This is a genomic window from Lonsdalea iberica, from assembly GCF_002111585.1.
Taxonomy (GTDB): domain Bacteria; phylum Pseudomonadota; class Gammaproteobacteria; order Enterobacterales; family Enterobacteriaceae; genus Lonsdalea; species Lonsdalea iberica.
On record NZ_LUTP01000032.1, the window covers coordinates 14,996 to 35,648 of the forward strand.

Genomic DNA, 20,653 nt, shown 5'->3' on the forward strand with positions numbered 1-20,653 from the left:
TAACCCAATTCCCCTGATGAGACAACCGTGTTTATGCCGTTAGCCTACCAGGGAAAAAGGGCGATGGGATTAACGTTGCAGCGCTTTTAAGCGGAAGCTGATATAGAACGCCAGCAGCAACAGTGCGGCCAGGAATCCTACGACGCCTGGCCAGCCGAACTGATACCAGAAGAAACCGCCGGTGGTGCCAGCCAGGCTAGAGCCGAGATAGTAGAAGAAAAGATACATTGACGACGCCTGACCTTTCGCTCGATGCGCGCGCTGGCCGATCCAACTGCTTGCGACTGAATGCGAGGCGAAAAATCCTGCGGCAAACAGCATCATGCCTGCGAATACGAGGACCAGCGGCGAGAACAGCGTCAATATCAATCCGGTCAACATCAGCAAGACTGAGCCTGCCAAGACCCGGCCGCGGCCGTATTTTGCCGTCATGGCGCCCGCGCGCGGCGAGCTGTAGCTCCCCGTCAGATAGACGACGGACAACAGGGCGACGACCGCCTGATTCATATAATAAGGCGCGCCCAGCAGACGGTATCCAATGTAGTTGAACAGGGTGACGAAGGAGCCCATGAGCAGAAACCCTTCGACAAACAAGAGCGGCAATCCCGCGTCACGCCAGTGCAGGCGCACATTGATCCAGAGCGTTTTCGGCTTCAGCGAACCTGCGCGAAAATGGCGCGATTCAGGCAGCATGCGCCAGAACGCCAACGCGGCAAACAGGGCCACAATCCCCAGAACGAAAATCGCGACGCGCCAAGGGAAGAAATCCGTCAGTACCCCGGTAATCAAACGCCCACTCATGCCGCCTATTGAGTTGCCACTGATATACAGCCCCATCGAAAACGCGATGACGCTGGGATGAATTTCTTCGCTTAAATAACTCATGGCGACGGCGGCGACCCCGCTTAGCGACAGTCCCAGCAGCGCCCGCATGACCAGCACGCTTTGCCAGGTGGTCATGAAGCTACAGACCAGCGTACAGGCGGCGGCCAGCAACAGAGAGACCACCATGACATTCTTGCGTCCGACGCTATCAGAGATGGGACCGGTAAAGAGCAGTCCAACGGCCAAGGTCACGGTCGAGACGGACAGCGAGAGGCTACTGGTCGCGGGCGAAATACCGAAATCTTGAGAAAGGATAGGGAGGATGGGCTGAACACAGTACAACAGAGCGAAGGTGGCGAGACCGGCGGAGAACAGCGCCAAAGTGACCCGCATAAAGGCCGGGGTGCCGCGTTTAATATAAGGTGTTTTGTAAATCGAAGGGGTGCTTTTAGGAAGAGGGTCTGCGTCATCAGTGACGGTGGACGCTATTCCTTGTGAAGACAGCGGGGTACTCACAATCGATCCTTATCTGGATAAGAGGGCAATATTGAAAACGGAGCGACGATCATAGAACTGCTAGATTCTTTTGTATAATATATTAATCATCATGAATGATAGTTTTAAAATATGAATATAGAGCTGCGTCACCTTCGTTATTTCATCGCCGTTGCGGAAGAACTGCATTTCGGGCGCGCCGCCGAAAAACTGCGTATTTCGCAACCGCCGCTGAGCCAGCAAATTCAGATTTTGGAAGAGCAGGTCGGTGCCCGGCTGCTGGACCGCAATAATCGGACGGTCCGGCTGACCCCCGCCGGAGCGCAATTTCTGAAAGAAGCCTGGGCCATTATCAATCAGCTAAATCAGGCCGCCGATCGCGCCGCACGCATTCAGCGCGGAGAAGTGGGCGAGTTGAATATTGGTTTCACCTCGTCAGCGCCGTTCGTTAAGTCTGTCTCCCGCAGCCTGCTGCAATTCCGCCAATCGTTCCCAGAAGTTCATATCCAGATGGTGGAAATCAACACTAAACAGCAGATTGAACCGCTGCTAAGCGGCAAACTGGATATTGGCGTCATGCGTAACAACCCTCTGCCCGACACACTGCGTCATCAGGTATTGCTGCATGAACCCCTCGTGGCCGTCGTTCATCAGGAGCATCCGCTGGCGATGGCCCCGGAGGGGCGCATCAGCGTTCGCCAGCTCGCGCAGGAACCCTTCGTGTTTTTTGCCCGTGAAGTGGGAACGGCGATGTATGACGAAGTCATGACCTTGCTCAAGAACTATGGCGTGAAACCCTACATCACGCAGGAAGTGGGAGAGGCGATGACCATCGTCGGTTTGGTGTCGTCCGGACTTGGGGTCTCACTGTTGCCGGCCTCATTCAGACGCATCAAGGTTGATGGGGTTAAATATTTGTCGTTACAGGAGAAAGACGCCATTAGCGAAATGTGGCTGGTCACGCATCAGCGACGGCCGATCAGCACCGCCGCACAGACGCTGATTTCGCTGATGTTGAATCACTCCGGCTCAAATATGTGCGGTAAATCACATAACGAATCAAATAGTTGACGGCTTTTATGAAAAGCGACACCATGGCCGCAGTTTTTTATTTTGCAGTGTAAAAAATAACAACATCGCATGATAAATCAGGAGTCGCTTCAGCGTGATTGCCAGCGGTCAGCCCGGCCACATCGACCAAATTAAGCAAATGAATGCAGGGGCCGTCTATCGCCTGATCGACAAACTCGGTCCCGTCTCTCGCATCGAACTCTCCAAAAAAGCCCAACTGGCGCCAGCCAGCATCACTAAAATCGTCCGCGAGCTGATGGAAGCGCATCTGGTCCATGAAACCGAGTTTCCCGATGTCGGTAGCCGGGGGCGACCCGCCATTGGTTTGGTGCTGGAAACGGAGGGGTGGCACTATCTGGCGGTGCGAATCAGCCGCAATACCATGACGCTGGCCCTGCGGGATCTTAGCAACGCGTTGGTCACGGAAGAGACGCTGCCGATGCCCGCCGAACATCCTACTCCGCTGCTGTCTCGCATTCTGCAAGAGGTTGACGCGTTCTTTAGCCGCCATCAACGTCAGCTTGAAAGACTGACGGCGATCGCAATTACCTCGCCGGGGATCGTCGATGCGATCACCGGCACGATTCACCGCATGCCGTTTTTTGATGTCCATGAAATGGCGATCGGCCCCGCATTGTCTGAGCGCATCGGCGTGCCTGTTTACCTGCAGCACGACATTTGCGCCTGGACGATGGCGGAAGCGCTGTTTGGCGCATCGCGCGGTTATCAGAATGTGATTCAAATTGTTATCGATCACAACGTGGGTGCTGGTGTCATTACTCATGGGAAGGTCTTGCACGCAGGGAGCCGCAATCTGGTTGAGATTGGTCATACCCAGGTCGATCCTTACGGCAAACGCTGCTATTGCGGCAATCATGGTTGCCTGGAGACGGTCGCCAGCACCGAGAGCATTTTGGCGTTGGCCCAGCAGCGGTTGTCCCAATCCATGAGTTCGGCGTTGCATGGCGTCCCGCTAACGGCGGCATCTCTGTGCGATGCTGCGCTTAGTGACGATCCGCTCGCCAACGATATTATCGTGGATGTCGGTCATAATGTCGGACGGATGGTGGCGATTATGGTCAACCTGTTTAATCCGGATAAAATCTTGGTGGGCTCGCCGCTGAACCGCGCCGCGGACATTCTGCATCCGGCGATTCTGGCGTGCGTTCGTCAGCAATCTTTGCCCGCGTACAGTCATAATTTGCAGGTGACCGCCACCGAATTTTATAACCAGGGCACCATGCCCGCCGCCGCCTTAGTGAAAGATGCCCTGTACAACGGCTCTCTGTTGGTAAAATTGTTGCAAGGCTGATCGTAAAACCCTCATTTATTCGCGAGTTCGCTCCCCTGCAAAACAAAATATTGAGCTAACGCAAGCTGGCTGCTCCGGCTATCGCCTAGACTTTTGACTTCGACATTGAATTTTACATTTTTATCTATTTCCCTGGTGGTTCCTTCCGGAGTGGTATCTTCATGTTAAAACGTATTTTTATTACAGGCACGGATACGGCCATTGGTAAAACGGTGGTATCAAAAGCGTTATTACAGGCGCTGGCGAAGTCTGGCAAAACGGTTGTGGGCTATAAGCCTATCGGCAAAGGGTGTATCGAAACGCCGGAAGGGCTGCGTAACAAAGATGCCATGATCCTGCAAGAGGCCTCCAGCCTCACTCTCCCTTATCAGCAAATCAATCCGGTGGCGCTGCCTGAGGATGAAATTAGCGCCAGCGAGCTGACCATCGACTATTGCGCCATGACGGAAGGTCTCCAGCAGATCTCCGCGATGGCGGATGCTGTAGTGGTTGAGGGTAGCGGCGGGTGGCGTACGCTCATGAATGACATGCGTACTTACTCAGACTGGGTGATCCAGGAGCAGTTGCCGGTCGTCATGGTGGTTGGCATTCAACTGGGGTGCATCAACCATGCGCTATTGACGTCTCAGGCGATCCTTAACGACGGACTGCCGCTGGTTGGTTGGGTCGCTAACCGGATCAATCCCGGTCTGGCGAATTACGCCGAAGTCATCAACGCGCTGCGCAGAAAAATCCCGGCACCGCAGCTGGGCGAGCTGCCTTATCTGCCGCGTCCGGAACAGCGCGAGCTATCTTCCTACGTCGATTTATCCGCGCTCGACCAATAAGCGTTGCGGACAACGTTTCTCGCTGGTGCATCTTTCCCCGCTTTCATAGACCCGGCGCTCTACGCCGGGTTTTTTGGCTCCGCCGGTCGAAAGTTAAGCGTTTGTATCAGACTTTGCTACTTTTAACACGTAGCCTGCCGTGACTTCGTAACGTGACGGTTTTCACCATTCACTGATTCCCATCATCCAGTGCGAACACTTTCCTGCAGCGTGATTGGCTGCCCTTTGGCGTCCGTGCTCAGGAGTATCTGCGTGAATAAAAATTTCCTTGCTTGGTTTAAGCCTGAACCCCGCCCTGTTTTCCCCCTAAAAGGGCCGGCGCTGAAGCCTGGCGAACATCCTGATACCACCATTAAAGCTGAACTGTTCTCGGCCGACCAAATGGAGCGCTACGGCCGAAAACTGGCTCGTTCCCACAAGCTGACGCAGGAAAATGCGCCGTATTATCTGCTGAAGAACCTGGCGGAGCATGAGGCTGTACTGACACACAGTTGTGATGTGATTAACACCAGCGACAAATCAGCGATTACGCCGGCAGGGGAATGGCTGCTGGATAATTTCTATCTGATTGAAGAACACATTCGTGCGGTTTTTCAGCATTTGCCGAAAAACTTCGGCAAAGGGTTGCCGCAGCTGGGCGCGCCGTTTAACGGTCCGCGCATTTATGACATCGCGACCGAAGCTATCGCCCATGGCGACGGCCGCTTCGATGCTAAGACGTTAATGCGCTATATCGCCGCTTATCAGGAGATTACGCCGCTAACGCTCAGCGAACTGTGGGCTTTGCCCGCCATGCTGCGGCTCGCCATTATCGACAACCTCAGACGCGTCAGCGTGAAAGTGGCTACCGCGCAGCAGGAGCGCAATCTTGCCGATGCCTGGGTCGACAAGTTCCTGGAAGGCGCCGAAATCGACCCGTCCAACCTGATTATTGTGATTGCGGACATGGCGCGGTCGAACCCGCCGCGATCCAACTCATTTGTGGCTGAAATGGTTCGTCGTCTGCGCGGCCACGGCAACATGTTGGCGCTGCCGTTGACCTGGGTGGAGCAACGCTTGGCCGAGGAAGGGTTGACCACTGACGCCATGATCCATCGCTTTAATCAGCAGCAGGCCATCAATCAGCTCTCGGTCAGCAACAGCATCGCCAGCCTGCGCCAGCTCAGCGAGACCAACTGGCCCGATTTTGCGGAGTCGATGAGTCTGGTCGAACAGAGATTATTGCAGGATCCCGCCGGCATTTACGCCGCCATGCATTTTGATACCCGAGACCACTATCGTCATACCATCGAAATTCTGTCCAGGCAGTGTCCCTATAGCGAAATCGAGGTGGCGGACGCCGTTTTGACGATGGCGAAAGCGGCACCGGAAGGAGGGCGTAAGCGCCACGTCGGTTACTACCTGGTGGACAAAGGCCGCGCCGCGCTGGAACAGCAACTTCAGGTGCATTATCCGCCGTTCACGCGGTTGCGGCATTGGTTCAATCAGGAACCGCTGCTGTCGTGGCTAGGCAGCCTAAGCCTGTTGACCACAGCACTGAGCGCCGATCTGCTATTGAGAACGCACGAAGCCGGCATGGGATGGACGCTGTGGCTGATGGCAATCCCCGCGGTCATCGTCTTTAGCCAACTGGTGCTGGATCTGCTGGGCGACGCCACCATGCAAACGCGCACGCCAAGCCCGCTGCCGAGACTCGACTTTTCCACGGGCATCCCCTCGGACTCACGGACGCTGATTGTGATCCCGTGCCTGCTTAGCAGTCGGACCAGTGTCGATAAGCTGATCAATAGCCTGGAAGTCTGCTATCTCAGCAATGTCTCTCCGAACCTCTATTTCGCGCTGCTGACGGATTTTCCGGACTCCGCCACCCAGACGGAGCCGTGGCACGACGAGCTGCTGGCTTATGCCAGCCAGCACATTCACCGCTTGAACCAGCGTTATGCGAACCCGGTGGATGCCTTGTTTTTTCTGCTGCACCGCAATCCGCAGTGGAATGAGAAGCAGGGCGTCTGGATGGGTTACGAGCGTAAGCGCGGCAAGCTTCAGGCGGTGAACCGCTGGCTGCGCCAGCAAAGTCATGAATTCGACACTGTCGTCGGCAACCAGAGTCAGACGCTGGACGACATCAAATATGTCATCACGCTGGATAGCGATACCGTGTTGCCGCGCGACGCCGCGCACAAGATGGTCGGCGCAATGGCGCATCCGCTTAACCAGCCTGTTTACGATGTGGACAAAGGGCGCGTGGTTGCTGGATACGGTATTTTGCAGCCGCGTCTGGCGGAGGAAATCCCCCGTTACGGACAGAGCCGGTATGCGGCGTTGTCCAGCGCCATTCCCGGCAACGATCCCTATTCATTTATGGCGTCAGATATTTATCAGGACCTATTCAGTGAAGGGTCTTTCGTCGGCAAGGGGATCTACGACGTCGATACGTTTACCCGTGCTAACGAAGGCACCTGTCCGGAAAATCTGGTACTGAGCCACGATTTACTCGAAGGGTGCTATGCCCGTTCCGGGCTGTTGAGCGATGTTCTGCTGTATGAACAATATCCCACCTGTTATCTGGCTGATATGGCGCGGCGCACCCGTTGGATCCGCGGGGACTGGCAGCTGTTGAACTGGTTGGGCTTTTATGTTCGGCGGGAAGATCGTCGGCGGGTTGCCAATCCGCTGAGCGGGCTGTCCCGCTGGAAGCTGCTAGATAACCTCAGGCGGAGTTTATATTCCCCGAGTCTGTTGATCGTGCTGTTTTGCGCATTAACCTGGGCGCCCAATCCGGAGCATTGGCTAACGGCCGTCGCCCTGGTTTTGCTATTGCCCACCGTACTGACGCTCATTTATCAACTGATCAGAAAAAACCGGCGCCGCACGTTCTCGCAGCATTTACGCACCGTTTTCAACACCGCGTTGCAGCGGTTGATGCGCGTCGGAATGAACCTGTCGACGCTTCCGTATGAAAGCGTGAATACCCTGCAGGCTATCGGAGTGACGCTGTGGCGTCTGGCGATCAGCCAGCGCCACCTGCAAAACTGGGTGAGTCTGGATGCGGGACTCGGTCATCATCTGCTGCGCCGGGTCAATGCCCCTCAACAATATTATCTGGTGATGTGGGCTAATCCGATCGCGGCGGTGTTCCTGATGGCGCTGACGGCCTACTTTAATCCGCTGTTACAGGTGGTTTCGGTTCCGCTGGGCGCGCTGTGGCTACTGGCGCCGCGTTTGCTGTGCTGGTTAAGCCGGGAGCCGCAGAGGAAGAAATCAGGGTTGACGGACGAGCAGCGTCGTCGGCTGCGCGAACATAGTCGTGAGATTTGGTTGTTTTTTGAAACGTTCGTCACCGCAGAAGAAAATTGGCTGCCGCCGGATAACTTTCAAGAGGAGCCGGGACCGATTATTGCGCGGCGTACTTCGCCAACCAATATCGGCCTTTCGCTGTTGGCGAATCTGACGGCATGGGACTTCGGCTATGTCAGTCAGGCTAGCGTGGTGACCCGGACATCGCTGACGCTGGATACGCTCGACAAAATGGCGCATTTCCGCGGACATCTGTACAACTGGTACAGCACCGACACCCTCACACCGCTCGCCCCACGCTATATCTCCAGCGTCGACAGCGGCAATCTGGCGGGGCATCTGCTGACGCTCCGTTCAGGGCTGGTCTCCATGCGTACGCAGCCGGTCATGGATGTGAGCCGGATTCTGGCGGGGCTGGATGACACGCTGTCGCTGCTCGAACGCGTTTGGACGCGCGCGCCCGGCGTGCTGAATCAGCTCCGCAAAAAATGGGCCTCGGCGCATGATGCGCCGCTGTTTCGCTTCGACGCCGAGCTACAGGCGATGCTGGGCTTGAGTCATGCGTTGGCTGAGCTGGCCGCGGCGGAGAGTCATGTGATCCGCCAGTGGGCCGAGAGTCTGGACGCCCAGATTAGCGGGATAAGTCAGGAATGGTCGCAGTTGTTGGGCTGGATGACGGAAGAGGACCGCGCCGTCACCACGCTACCTTCGCTGGTCTGGTTAGCTCAGTACACGCCGTCGGTCGCAACGGCGCACTCCCTCTCTATGTCCTCCGCCATCGAACTGGCGCGGCAGCGGTTGTCGATTTTGTCCGAGTTGGAACAACGCCTGAGCGACCACGCCACGATGGATTTCCGGTTCCTTTATAACCCGGTGACGCATCTGCTCAGCGTGGGTTACAACTGCGACGCCAATGTCATGGACAGCAGTAGTTATGACCTGTTGCCGTCGGAGGTCCGGTTGACGAACTTCGTTGCCGTGTCCGCCAATCAGTTGCCGACCAAAAGCTGGTATGCGCTGGGGCGGCTGTTTACGGTAATTGATAACGAGCCGGCGCTGATGTCGTGGAGCGGTTCGATGTTTGAATATCTGATGCCGCAGTTGGTCATGCCGGACTACCCCGGAACGTTGCTGGAGCTGATGAGCCAGTCCGCCGTGAACCGCCAGATTGCGTGGGGTAAAATTCGCGGTGTGCCGTGGGGCATTTCCGAGTCGAGTTACTACGCCTTTGACGCCAGCCGTAATTACCAATATCACGCGTTCGGCGTACCCGGTCTGGGGCTGCGGCGCGGTCTTGGCGACGATACGGTGGTCGCGCCTTATGCCACATTACTGGCGTTGATGATCAATCCTGCCAAAGCGTGCGAAAACCTGACGACGCTGGAGAATAACGGCGCCCGAGGGAATTACGGATTTTATGAGGCGCTGGACTATACGACGTCGCGTCTGGCGCAAGGTCAGTTCTATGCCATCATTCGATCATATATGGCACATCATCAGGGGATGGGGTTGCTGGCGCTGTCCCACGTGCTGCTCGATGCGCCCATGGTCGAGCGCTTCGCCAGCAACCCGATGTTCCAGTCAGCGCGCCTACTGTTGCAAGAGCGCATGTCTGAGGTGGTAGAGCTGTATCGACCACGTCGACACTTCGAGACGCATGAAGGGGTACTGAAACCCGCGAAGTACGATATTCGAGAATTCAGCGATGTCGACAGCCCGATCCCGGAAGTTCAGCTGCTGTCCAACGCCGATTACCATCTGATGCTGACGCAAGGCGGCGGCGGTTACAGCCGCTGGCGTGATTTGGCGCTGACGCGTTGGCGTCAGGACAGTACCTGCGATAACCGGGGTTCATTCTGCTACCTGAAAGATACGGCGAGCGGGGAAGTGTGGAGCAATACCTGGCAGCCTGTGGCCGGAGAGGAAGGCCAGCATCGCATCGTGTTCACGGACGCGGGCGCCGAGTTCATCCGCGTCAACGGCTCGCTCACCGTACATACTCATGTGGTGGTGTCGCCGGAAGACGATATCGAGCTGCGCCGTATGACGCTGGTTCATCGCGGCCGCCAGCCTCGCAGCATTGAGATTACCTCCTATGCCGAAGTGGTGCTGGCGCCTGCGGCTAACGATCTCGCGCACCCGGCCTTTAGCAATCTGTTCGTACAGACGGAACTGATGCCGGAACAGGACGCGATTCTCTGTCACCGCCGCCCGCGAGAGCCGGAAGAAGCGTGCCCGTGGTTATTCCATACGATGGTCGTGCATGGCCATAACAGCGGCTCGACCTCCTTTGAAACTGACCGCGCCGCCTTCATTGGCCGGGGTCGAAATAGCGCGACGCCATTGGCCTTGGAACGTGACGGTGCGCTTGCTAATAGCGCGGGCGGGGTGCTTGACCCGGTCATGGCGATCCGCCAGCGGATCCAACTGGAGCCGGGCATTCCCGTCGTCGTCGATCTGGTATACGGCATCACCGAGGCGCGTGACCCAACCATTGCGCTACTGGAAAAATACCGTGACCGCAATATCGCGGATCGCGTGTTCGAGCTGGCGCGCTCCCACAGTCAAATTGTCCTGCGCCAGCTGAATGCCAACGAAGATGATGCCAGTTTGTTTAACCGCTTGGCGGGCGGCGTGCTATTTCCGACGCAGGAGTTGCGGGCTGACGCGCAAACCATCATGGCGAACCGGCGTGGGCAGTCGGGCCTGTGGGGGAACGCAATTTCGGGCGATTTACCGATTGTGCTGTTGTCCGTCAGCAGCAGCGTCAATATCGGGTTAGTCGCGACGCTGGTTCAGGCTCACAGCTACTGGCGCCTGAAAGGTCTGCCGGTCGACCTGGTCATTATCAATGCCGACCTCGGCGGCTATCAGCAGGATCTGCAAAACCAGATTTTGGGCCTGATTTCCGCGGGCGATGCATCCAGCCAGCTCGACAAACCCGGCGGTATCTTCGTACGCGGCGATATTCACATGTCCAACGAAGATCGCACGTTATTGATGAGCGCGGCCTCCCTTGTTCTGGACGATCGCGGCGAGAGCGTGATCGAGCAACTGAATCAGCGGATGCAAAACACCCTGTTGCTGCAAAAACCGCTCATTCCTCTCAGCCCCGCGCTGCCGGACCGTCATACGCCGTTCACCCCAGACGTCAGTCAGCTACAGTTTTTCAACGGCCTAGGCGGCTTTTCTGAGGATGGACGCGAGTACCATATCGTCCTGAACGAAGGGGAAAACACGCCGGCGCCGTGGTCCAATGTGATCGCCAACCGGGAGTTCGGCACCGTGGTCTCCGAGAGCGGACAGGCATATACCTGGTACGAAAACGCTCATGAATATCGTCTGACTCCGTGGGAGAACGACCCGGTCAGCGACGCCTCCGGCGAAGCTTTCTATTTACGCGATGAAGAGAGCGGTCAGGTATGGTCGCCGATGGCGCTGCCGGTCAGGGGGCGTGGCGCTTACCTGACGCGACATGGATTCGGTTACAGCGTGTTTGAACATCGCGAATCGGGCATTGACAGCGAACTGACCGTGTTTGTCGCCGAAGACGCGCCGGTAAAATTGTTTATTCTGACGCTGACCAATAAATCCGGGCGGCCGCGTAAACTGTCCGCCACGGGATATGCCGAATGGGTGCTTGGCGATCTGCGGTCCAAGTCCGCAATGCATATTGTGACGCAGGGAACCCCGGTTGAGCGGGGATGCTCGATATTGGCCAGGAACTACTACACCGGCAACGGTTCAGAGCGAACCGCATTCTTTGCCGTGACCGGCGCACATTGTTCCATTTGCGGCGACCGGCGCGAGTTTTTGGGCCGAAACGGTTCCCGTGCGGCGCCTGCGGCGCTGAAGCTGCGTCGTCTCTCCGACAGAAGCGGCGCGGGATTAGACCCGTGCGGTGCAGTGCAGTCGGCCCTCGCGTTAATCGACGGCGACCAGCATACGCTGATTTTTGCGCTGGGCGTCGGACAAGACACGGCGCAGGCGGAGGCACTAATGCAGCACTATCTTGGCGAAACCAGCGCACGCGGCGAGTTGGAACGCGTGCAGCACTATTGGCGCGGCATTGTGGGAAAAATGCAGATCACCACGCCGGACCCGGCCACCAACTTGCTGGCGAACGGCTGGCTGCTCTATCAGACGCTGGCCTGCCGTATCAACGCCCGCAGCGGGTACTATCAATCCGGCGGGGCCTTTGGTTTCCGTGACCAGTTGCAAGATTCGCTGGCGCTGACACATATCGCGCCGGAGCGGATGCGCGAGCAGATCCTCCTTTGCGCCTCACGTCAGTTTATCGAAGGGGATGTCCAACACTGGTGGCATCCGCCGCTGGGTAATGGCGTACGCACGCGCTGCTCGGATGACTATCTCTGGCTGCCGCTGGCGATCTGCCACTACGTGGAGGTAACCGGCGATATCGCCGTGCTGGACCAGCCGGTGCCTTATCTTGAAGGGCGTTTACTCAATCCCGGCGAAGAGTCGAGCTACGAGCAGCCGGGCATCAGTACTACGGTAGAAACGCTGTGGCAGCATGGCGAGCGGGCGATCGCAAATGGTCTGCGCATGGGGCAGCACGGTTTGCCGTTGATGGGCTGCGGCGACTGGAACGACGGGATGAATCTGGTGGGGCTGCAAGGCCGGGGCGAGAGTGTTTGGCTTGGCTTCTTCCTGTATACCGTATTGCAGCGCTACGCAACGCTGGCCGAAACGCGCGGCCTGGCGCAAAAGGCCGATTTTTATCGGGATAACGCCGCGACGTTGAAAGAAAATCTGAATACCCACGCCTGGGACGGCGACTGGTATCGTCGCGGCTATTTCGATAACGGCGAGATGTTGGGTTCACATACCGCGGAAGAGTGCAAAATCGATGCTATTGCGCAGAGTTGGTCGGTCTTGTCCGGCGCAGGTGATGAAGCCTACCGACAAAAGGCAATGAAGGCGCTGGACGCACATTTGATCGACGATGCGTCCGGAATCATCAAACTGCTGATGCCTCCGTTCGACGGTCACGGCCCTAACCCCGGCTATATTCGCGGTTATCTGCCCGGGGTCCGCGAAAACGGCGGCCAGTATACGCACGGGGCAATTTGGGCGGTGATGGCCTTTGCGGAAATGAATAATACCGAACGGGCCTGGGAACTCATGTCGATGATCAACCCGATCAATCACAGTCTGGAACCCGCATCAGCACAGCGCTACAAGGTGGAGCCATATGTCATTTGCGCCGACATCTATGCGGTCAATCCCCACAACGGACGCGGCGGCTGGAGCTGGTATACCGGTTCTGCGGGCTGGTCCTATCGGCTCATCACCGAGTCGCTGTTGGGGATCACCCGTCATGGCGATAGCCTGTCCGTCGCGCCGCATCTCCCCGCCGACTGGCCGCAGTTGGAAATCCGCTATCAGGAAGGCGGCAGCCAATACGTGATTACCGTAAAACGCGGCGAAGGCGAGGATCGCGTCACGGTGGATGGTCAGAGCTTGAGTGAAGGGCTGATCCTGCTACGGGATGACGGCAGATCGCATCAGGTAGACGTATGGGTGAGCGGGGAGACGTCAGTGGGGCGATGACCACAGAGCGAAAAACGCGTCCCACGAGTTTGATTTCGCGGGACGCAGTGGAATTACAGTCTGTTTATTGCTGGGCAGGCGCGCTTTCCGCAGGGGATTCGCTCTCGGCAAAGCGGGTATAGACAATCTTTTGCGAATCGTTTTCGCAATGACCGACAACCTGTCCGCCTGCCTGGCCTACTTGATCGTTAGGAACAATATCCAGCTTGAAGCCAGATTCCGGTACGCCGTTATGGACAATTTTGTGTGAGATGGCATCACGAACACTTTCACACGATGCCTGTGCAGCCAGGGGGGCAATCACGAAAAGCGCGGCACTTAACATTATCGTTTTTTTCATTTCATCACCTTTGTTCAAAGAAACCTAACGACTGCCCGGCGAGTGCCGGGACTGAGGTCGGGACTCTCTACAAGCGTAGACGAAAAGTTACGGCATGACAGTGCGGCCGGTACGGCGGTCAAGACAGCGGGAGGTATTAGGTTCCCAATAGGCGTTGACGTTGGCGCTGGTCGTGCATCGTTCCCGGCCGTCAATCGCGTTTGCCGTCTTATCGAACTCTTTTTCGACTCGCTGATTCACTTTCTTACGCAGTCGCTGAGTGTCGTTCCACTGTTCCTGGCTCTGGCGGGCCGTTTCTTTGGATAACGCGCTGTTGCCGTTATCCACGATAATATGATCCGTCTGCGCCTGAGCGGGGTGCCAACTCGCCGAGGCTAACAACAATGCCAGCGGAATGACAAAACGCAGTGCTGATGGGGATAACTTTGTGTTCATAATTCACCCTGAATTCGGTATGTGCCAACGCGATTCTCGCTGTGATGCCCAAACAATAACGTCATCTATGACAACGAAACTATAACCGACCCGCCATTCACGTCAATCGCACGTGGTGAGATCGCGTTAATACCCTTATAAACTATACTGGTATTGTCGACGGCGACCTTCGCTGCCAGTTTTGGGGTTTGGGAGGGGTGATGAGCAGTAAAGGAATATTCCCTTACTCAGGTTCATCTTTCGTGATCAAAAACACCTATTCTGAAGGCGACAAGGTAACCGTCGAGTTTATGACCGGCAATATGGCGGGAACGGTTACCGTTTCAATGGGAGTCATTGCCGGATGATTATTATCTGATTTGCTGGCAGGAGGATGATAAGTCGACAGTCGTGCATGGCGATAATTTTGTGAAAAAACTTCACGCGAGTTCTATACGATGATGGATGGCAGCTTCTACGTCATGAAGGGGGAACTATGTTAAAACGTCGGAGGTATCACCGAGGTCTTATTATGCCCTTGCTACTAGGCGCGGGGCTTTGCCAGGCGCAGACGCCGAGTAAAGGCAATACGATTCATTATTGGAGCGTATGGGTTGACAAAGCAGGTATTTCTCACCAAGCGCAGTGCAAGCTGAATACGCTGAAGCTCGAACAATTTAGTGCTAAAGGCGACCCTGAATGGGTGTCTCAACAGGATCTGCCCACGTCGCGTTATGTCTTTAATATTATGCCGGTAGGCTGGGTGAGTCCCTGGCATAAGAACCCGGCGCCGCAGTGGATTATCCCGCTATCGGGGCGTTGGTTCGTCGAAACGATGGATGGCAATCGGGTGGAAATGGGGCCGGGAGATATCTCTTTCGGCTATGACAAAAATACCGGGATGTTTGGCAAAAGAGTCGGCCATACCTCGGGGACGGTGGGTAAAGCACCGGCCAAGTTGATGGTAGTTCAGGTGACGTCGGCGCTGGACAAGCCCACGGATGAACGATGTCCGGCCGGAGGCGTCGGTCTGTAGTCAGGACGTAGGTGAATGATGTTACATAGCTGTTGTGTCAAAAAGGGAAGGGATCGTAACGATCGCCTTCCCAATTTTTTAATGCCGACATCGATGACAACGTCGGTTACTCGTCGCGATAAACCTTCAGCCCAGCATAGGTCTGGCTGACCGGCATCATTTCCATCGTATTAATATTGACGTGCTGCGGCAACGTCGCTACCCAGAATACCGCCTCGGCGACGTCTTCCGGCATCAGCGGGTTGGTTTTGTCATAGGTTTGCTGAACCTTGTCTTCGTTGCCTTTGAAGCGGATGCCGGAGAATTCCGTGCCGCCCACCAGTCCCGGCTCCAGATTAGTGACGCGAACCCGGCTACCGTACAGGTCCGCGCGCAGCCCCAGACTGAACTGACGCACGAACGCTTTCGTTGCGCCATAGACGTTGCCGCCGGCATAAGGCCAGTTACCGGCGGTAGAGCCGATGTTGATGATATGGCCTGCGTTCTTGCTCACCATGTCCGGCAACAGGGCGCGGGTCACGAATACCAGGCCTTTATTGTTAGTATCAATCATGGTTTCCCAGTCGTTGACGTAGGCCTGCTGCGCAGGTTCCAACCCGAGTGCCAGCCCAGCGTTATTGACCAATACGTCGATCTTGCGCCACGCGGCAGGCAAGGATGTGATGGCCTGATCGATTGACCGTTGATGGCGCACGTCCAGGCGGAGCGTATGCAGCGAGTCGCCAAATTCCTCTTTCAATACATCCAGACGCTCTTGACGGCGACCGCAGGCGATAACCCGGTGGCCTTCCTTGATGAAACGTCGGGTTATTGCTTCACCGAATCCAGCGGTGGCTCCAGTAATAAAAATAATCATGTCAGTTCCTCTTTACTGCGCGATGGTCATCTCAATCATGGCCGATAAGGGGGATATTTCAACTCAAGGCTGCAAACAGAAAGTAAAGACGGGCGAATTCGGATTTTTCGGCGTTCATGTCGTCTTAGACGCGCGGGGCAAGAATTAAGTCCTGCCGGTAGCCCTAAAGATCTAGGGCGCTTCGGCGGCTTAGCGGATCCAGCTTTAGATGGAGTACGAGGCGAAAGCGCCGTTTGGAAGCGGTTCTCCCGATGCTGCGCCGACCGAATGGGTCGCGGACGTCCATCGAGGCCAGGCCGCGTCGGTTGCCCGGCAGCGGGCCTCGACGGCGTAGGCGGCGGCCAAATTGTCCGACCTGCCGCCAGATCCTGCAATTAAAGTTTTACTCTTCCGACGAAATCTCCTGACGGTCGGCTTCCACCGCTTCGTACAGGCGTTCCAATATGTCCGGAAAGGCCGATTGCACGCGGTTCCAACTGGGAACGAACGGTTTGTCCCCCGGGCTTTCGCTAAAGACCTGGCCCGACTGCGTGATGACATCGGCAAACAGCTCGACCGCGGACTCTTCCGTATGACGGTCGAAATGTAAACCGTTCATGCGGGCGTCATGCTCGAACGAATCGATCATATCCAGCGCAGTACGGTAGTACGTCGCGCGTAGCACACGAAATGAGTCGGTGGTGATATTCACTCCCTGGATCGCCAGTTTGCGGTAAAGCGCTTTGGTGATGTCCATCGCCATACGCTGTAATCCGGCGTTCGGATTGCTTTCCGACATCGGCTGATGTTTGTGATCGTAATTGTCCGCGATATCCACTTGGCAGATACGGCTGGTCGCCGTGCCGCGATGAATTTCTGACAGCACGCCAATTTCCAGCCCCCAGTCGCTCGGGATCCTCAGGTTGCGCAAGACGTGGCTGCGCATCGCGAACTCGCCGGACAGCGGATAACGGAAGCTGCGCATGTATTCCAGAAAATCTGAATTGCCATACACGTTTTGCAGTGATTTGAGCAAGGGGAACACTAATAGGCGGCCAACGCGGCCATTGAGCTTCCCTTCGGCAACGCGGGCGTAATAGCCCTTGCAGAAGTCGTAGTGAAAGTGAGGGTTGGCGATGGGATAGAGCAGGCGAGCCAGCATACTACGGTCATACGTGACAATGTCACAATCATGCAGTGCGATACAGGACGAGCGGCGGGACGCGAGAATGTAGCCCACGCAAAACCAAACGTTACGGCCTTTACCCGGCTCCATCGGCGCCAGCCCCTTTTCAGCGAGTTCCTGACTCAACTTGGTCAGGCGCGGTCCGTCGTTCCATAAAATCCGATGGCGCTGAGGCAGGCGCGAGAAGAATGAATGAGCAAACTGGTACTGACCGCGATCGGCTCTGTCGAGTCCGATAACGATTTCTCCCAGATAGGGCACTTGCGCCAACATCTCCACAATGTTGCTGAGGGCCGGGCCCTCAAGTTCTGAAAACAGAGAGGGTAGAATCAGGCCCATACTGTTTTGACCCGAAAATACCTGAAGATCGTATTCCAACTCTTCTACGCTGCGCTGGGTCAGGTTATGAAAGTTGGTAATGATGCCATCCTGATAAAAATCGCTCATGCCTTCACTCTCCCTTAATAATAAACCGTTCGATTATTCAGTTATGATTTGACTGAGGTAGTGACTGAGCCCTTCGCTCCATCCCCGTGGCCCGGTAAGTGCCGTGCGATAAATTTCGCCAGGATATTCAGGTGACAACGTCACTTTGTCGCTAACGACACCCTTGATGATGACGGCGTGCTGTGTCGCCTCCAACAGGGCGCGGTCATTCGGTCCATCGCCGAGTCCCAGTGTGGTGATAGCGGTTCCCGCCCGTTGTTGGTACTGCTTCGTTAGCCACTCCACCGCATGGCCTTTGCTGACGGCTTCGCCCATCACATGGTAAAAGCGGCCGCCCTGCGTTAAGGCGAGCTGATAGGGCTTGAGACAAGCGGCAAAGCGTTCCAGTTCAACGTCATTGCCCAACCATATCAATGGTTCTGAACCTTCCCGGCGCCGTGCAAGCGCTGCATCGCTCATAGCCAGCCCGGTAATATCGGCCACCTCGGCGTCCGTCATCTCTGAAAACCCTTTGAAATCAAACGCGTGTTTTATCCGCAAACGGTGCAATATTTCACAGAGACTCGGGTAGTCAGCACTAAAGATTTTGTGAGGGAAATCAGGATGATTCTTCCAGGACGCGGGAAGCGTCACCAAAGCGCCGTTTTCAGCAATGAACGGGGCGTCGCTCAGGCCGAAGGCGTGCTGTAGCGCCGCCACTTCGGCGGCCGTTTTACTGGTGGTAATAATGACCGGTACCTGTGCGGCCCGCAGGCGTGTAAGCCACGGTTTGGCCGGTTGCCAGTCGTAAGTGTCATGGTCCAGCAGCGAACCATCCAAATCGGTAAAGATCACCCATTCAGCTGCACATTCAGGCATTTGACCTCCATTAACGATAGGGGGACATAACAAGGTAACTCTGGCAGGTGTAGGGACGCCGCGTTGTCAGTAGGAAAATGGGCTTAAAATCAGAACGATGAGCTCGGCCGCTGCATTTCACGCTTCACTAAGCGTATGCACGTATTTTCATTTGTGCAACTTGATGAGCAGCCGAGTCTCCTGTCGGTAGCAGGGATAGGTGGGGCAGATTTAGATCCCCAGCGCGGCGCGGGCGACGCGACCCGCCGCCAGATCCCATGCGCCCGTTCCCACGGTTTTGTACACGATCGGCCGTCTCGTCGCCGGGGCATCACGCAATGCGCTGATCAGTGAGCGGACGGAGGCCCAATCCACGCCAGCCTGAAGCAGATCGCCGGCTTCTTGTTTCGCGCCCTCGGGATCGTCAACGTAGATGTCGCTTCCCGCCAGCGTTCGGGGACCGATTTCCGCCATGTTCGGCTTAAAGGCGCCGACGCCGATGACCAAGACCTCCGGGCGCGCATCCGCATGATAAAACGCCGAGGTGCTAGTCGTGAGGGTAATGACGACGTTCGCGCTCGCCGGGAGGGCATCGGATGCGCAGGGGGTAAGCGCGGGATGTAGAGACGCATGCTGTTCGCAGAAGGCTTCAGCGCGTCCGGGACGAGACCCTCGGACCCACACCTTGCAGTTTGGGTACAGTTCGGCAATGGCGCGCAGATGATAAATCGCCTGCGTGCCGGTGCCGATGAGCAGTATTTCTTCAGGGGCCGCCTGCATAAAAGTACGAATCCCGAGCATGGATACGGCGGCGGTGCGACGTCCGGTGACTTCCGGCCCGTCGAGCACGAACAGCGGGACGCCGGTTTGTGCGTCGAATACGGTGACTAACCCGTGGATGGTGGGGATGTGACGAATTTTGTTATCCGGGACGACGTTCACCAGTTTGTGGATAGCCACGTCATGGCTGACGGCCGGCATGCTCAGCATGACCGCACTTTCCGACATGGGAACCACCAGTCGCTCAGGGCTGAGGATCCCGCCTGTCGCATACTCTTGCGCCGCCTGGGCAATCGCATCGACCAGTGCAGAAAAGTTAAGCAATTTGGCGGTATCTTCGCGGTTATAGGTAACGTAAGACTGAGTTTTCATTAAGACTCCCTGAAGGTGAGTTTACATAACGGCCCAGGGCGTTAGGAGACGACGTCGCCGGCCTTTATAGAATAGAGGCTAGAAAATCGACCATTCGAGCCGTTCTGACAGCCGCTCCAGCGCTGCAATGCCCGCAAGCGAGTTCCCCGACGCATCCAGCTCAGGTGACCATACGGCAATGCTCATTTCTCCCGGCACGATGGCGATAATTCCCCCGCCAACGCCTGACTTGGCGGGCATTCCTACGCGCCAGGCAAACTCCCCGGCGCCGTCGTACATGCCGCTGGTCATGAGTAATGCATTCACCTGACGCGTCTGACGCGAAGATAACAACGCGGGCGTATGGTCTTGAGAACGTCCATGACTGGCGAGAAAAAGGAAGCAGCGCGCGAGCTCCGCACAGCTCATCGACAGTGAACAGTAGTGAAAGTAGGTTTGAAGTACCTTGGGAACGTCGTTGTCGAAGTTGCCGAAAGATTTCATCAGCCAGGCTATTGCGGCATTGCGAGCGGAATGTTCGAATTCAGATTGCGCCACCGTTCGGTCGTAGTCGATGTCGGGCTGGTCGGTCAGCGAACGCACTAGTTCCAGCATTCGATGACGCGGTGCGGCGAGTCGTGTTTCGAGCATGTCGCAGACGACAAGCGCGCCGGGATTGATAAAGGGGTTGCGGGGTTTGCCGTGTTCGAGTTCCAGCTGTACCAGTGAGTTAAAGGGATGTCCCGACGGATCTTTGCCGACGCGGCGCCAAATCTCGCTGTCCTGATAACGCGTCAGCGCCAAAGACAAGGAAAGTACCTTGGATATCGACTGGATAGAGAAACGCGTGTCGGCATCGCCCGCTTGATAGCATGAGCCATCAACGCCGCAAACCGCGATCCCCAGATGGTCCGGCGCGACGCCGGCAAGGGCAGGGATGTAATCCGCAACGTGGCCTTGCCCAATCAACGGTCGGACGTCTTCCAATATTTCTTCCAGTAAACCCTTGCTGAGTGCGGCCAAGGC

The 20,653-nt window shown here is 56.4% G+C and carries 15 protein-coding genes; 7 read left to right on the forward strand and 8 right to left on the reverse strand.

Translation table 11 applies throughout. The annotated features are described in order from the left end of the window. Positions 1–69: 69 nt before the first annotated feature. The gene (locus tag AU511_RS12375) at positions 70–1,341 is read right to left on the reverse strand and encodes an MFS transporter (RefSeq protein WP_420843453.1); all 1,272 of its coding nucleotides are present in this window, start codon (positions 1,339–1,341) and stop codon (positions 70–72) included. Positions 1,342–1,452: 111 nt separating this feature from the next. Between AU511_RS12375 and AU511_RS12380 the strand changes: the two genes are divergently transcribed. From AU511_RS12380 to AU511_RS12395, 4 genes are all read left to right on the forward strand, one after another. Beyond that, positions 1,453–2,391, forward strand: a complete 939-nt coding sequence (locus AU511_RS12380; protein ID WP_094101212.1) for a LysR family transcriptional regulator — start codon at positions 1,453–1,455, stop codon at positions 2,389–2,391. Positions 2,392–2,485: 94 nt separating this feature from the next. Beyond that, the gene (gene mlc, locus AU511_RS12385; RefSeq protein WP_094109874.1) at positions 2,486–3,703 is read left to right on the forward strand and encodes a sugar metabolism global transcriptional regulator Mlc; all 1,218 of its coding nucleotides are present in this window, start codon (positions 2,486–2,488) and stop codon (positions 3,701–3,703) included. A gap of 161 nt (positions 3,704–3,864) precedes the next feature. Continuing rightward, entirely contained in the window at positions 3,865–4,530 is a 666-nt protein-coding gene (gene bioD / locus AU511_RS12390) for a dethiobiotin synthase (RefSeq protein ID WP_094101211.1), read from the forward strand. A gap of 252 nt (positions 4,531–4,782) precedes the next feature. Beyond that, positions 4,783–13,401: a glycoside hydrolase family 94 protein gene (locus AU511_RS12395; protein WP_420843454.1), complete on the forward strand. Its 8,619-nt coding sequence runs from the start codon at positions 4,783–4,785 to the stop codon at positions 13,399–13,401. A gap of 64 nt (positions 13,402–13,465) precedes the next feature. Here AU511_RS12395 and AU511_RS12400 read toward each other — a convergent pair whose 3' ends face one another. Then, complete coding sequence (locus tag AU511_RS12400; protein WP_094109875.1) at positions 13,466–13,741, reverse strand: DUF1161 domain-containing protein; 276 nt, start codon at positions 13,739–13,741, stop codon at positions 13,466–13,468. 87 nt (positions 13,742–13,828) lie between these two features. Continuing rightward, positions 13,829–14,176 carry a DUF1283 family protein gene (locus AU511_RS12405; protein ID WP_094109876.1) on the reverse strand — a complete coding sequence of 116 codons (348 nt, stop codon included), beginning with the start codon at positions 14,174–14,176 and terminating at the stop codon, positions 13,829–13,831. 200 nt (positions 14,177–14,376) lie between these two features. Between AU511_RS12405 and AU511_RS17760 the strand changes: the two genes are divergently transcribed. The 3 genes from AU511_RS17760 to AU511_RS12415 all read left to right on the forward strand — a co-directional run bounded on the left by AU511_RS17760 (position 14,377) and on the right by AU511_RS12415 (position 15,191). Next, complete coding sequence (locus AU511_RS17760) at positions 14,377–14,523, forward strand: hypothetical protein (RefSeq protein ID WP_240503825.1); 147 nt, start codon at positions 14,377–14,379, stop codon at positions 14,521–14,523. Beyond that, positions 14,513–14,617 (forward strand): MoaF-related domain-containing protein, encoded by a 105-nt coding sequence (locus AU511_RS18005; protein ID WP_420843455.1) that lies wholly within the window; start codon positions 14,513–14,515, stop codon positions 14,615–14,617. Before AU511_RS17760 ends, AU511_RS18005 begins: the two co-directional genes overlap by 11 nt. A 70-nt stretch (positions 14,618–14,687) precedes the next feature. Beyond that, positions 14,688–15,191: a cupin domain-containing protein gene (locus AU511_RS12415; RefSeq protein ID WP_094109877.1), complete on the forward strand. Its 504-nt coding sequence runs from the start codon at positions 14,688–14,690 to the stop codon at positions 15,189–15,191. Between the two features lie 106 nt (positions 15,192–15,297). On the opposite strand, the gene ydfG is transcribed toward AU511_RS12415, so the two are convergent. The 5 genes from ydfG to glsB form a co-directional block, all read right to left on the reverse strand. Continuing rightward, the gene (gene ydfG, locus AU511_RS12420; RefSeq protein WP_094101207.1) at positions 15,298–16,047 is read right to left on the reverse strand and encodes a bifunctional NADP-dependent 3-hydroxy acid dehydrogenase/3-hydroxypropionate dehydrogenase YdfG; all 750 of its coding nucleotides are present in this window, start codon (positions 16,045–16,047) and stop codon (positions 15,298–15,300) included. A 382-nt stretch (positions 16,048–16,429) separates the two neighbouring features. Continuing rightward, a complete protein-coding gene (locus tag AU511_RS12425; RefSeq protein WP_094101206.1) occupies positions 16,430–17,659 on the reverse strand; it encodes a glycosyltransferase family protein in 1,230 nt (409 codons plus the stop codon). Positions 17,660–17,692: 33 nt separating this feature from the next. Continuing rightward, positions 17,693–18,517 carry a mannosyl-3-phosphoglycerate phosphatase-related protein gene (locus AU511_RS12430; RefSeq protein ID WP_094109878.1) on the reverse strand — a complete coding sequence of 275 codons (825 nt, stop codon included), beginning with the start codon at positions 18,515–18,517 and terminating at the stop codon, positions 17,693–17,695. Between the two features lie 210 nt (positions 18,518–18,727). After that, positions 18,728–19,648, reverse strand: a complete 921-nt coding sequence (gene lhpI / locus AU511_RS12435; RefSeq protein ID WP_094109879.1) for a bifunctional Delta(1)-pyrroline-2-carboxylate/Delta(1)-piperideine-2-carboxylate reductase — start codon at positions 19,646–19,648, stop codon at positions 18,728–18,730. Positions 19,649–19,726: 78 nt separating this feature from the next. Beyond that, complete coding sequence (gene glsB / locus AU511_RS12440; RefSeq protein ID WP_094109880.1) at positions 19,727–20,650, reverse strand: glutaminase B; 924 nt, start codon at positions 20,648–20,650, stop codon at positions 19,727–19,729. Positions 20,651–20,653: the final 3 nt, after the last annotated feature.

Excerpts from the sequence above, each read along its gene's own strand:
- AU511_RS12425 (WP_094101206.1), bottom strand. The coding sequence starts at position 17,659 with ATGAGCGATTTTTATCAGGATGGCATCATTACCAACTTTCATAACCTG.
- AU511_RS12380 (WP_094101212.1), top strand. The coding sequence starts at position 1,453 with ATGAATATAGAGCTGCGTCACCTTCGTTATTTCATCGCCGTTGCGGAA.
- AU511_RS12430 (WP_094109878.1), bottom strand. The coding sequence starts at position 18,517 with ATGCCTGAATGTGCAGCTGAATGGGTGATCTTTACCGATTTGGATGGT.
- AU511_RS12415 (WP_094109877.1), top strand. The coding sequence starts at position 14,688 with ATGCCCTTGCTACTAGGCGCGGGGCTTTGCCAGGCGCAGACGCCGAGT.
- AU511_RS17760 (WP_240503825.1), top strand. The coding sequence starts at position 14,377 with ATGAGCAGTAAAGGAATATTCCCTTACTCAGGTTCATCTTTCGTGATC.
- AU511_RS12405 (WP_094109876.1), bottom strand. The coding sequence starts at position 14,176 with ATGAACACAAAGTTATCCCCATCAGCACTGCGTTTTGTCATTCCGCTG.
- lhpI (WP_094109879.1), bottom strand. The coding sequence starts at position 19,648 with ATGAAAACTCAGTCTTACGTTACCTATAACCGCGAAGATACCGCCAAA.
- AU511_RS12400 (WP_094109875.1), bottom strand. The coding sequence starts at position 13,741 with ATGAAAAAAACGATAATGTTAAGTGCCGCGCTTTTCGTGATTGCCCCC.
- ydfG (WP_094101207.1), bottom strand. The coding sequence starts at position 16,047 with ATGATTATTTTTATTACTGGAGCCACCGCTGGATTCGGTGAAGCAATA.
- bioD (WP_094101211.1), top strand. The coding sequence starts at position 3,865 with ATGTTAAAACGTATTTTTATTACAGGCACGGATACGGCCATTGGTAAA.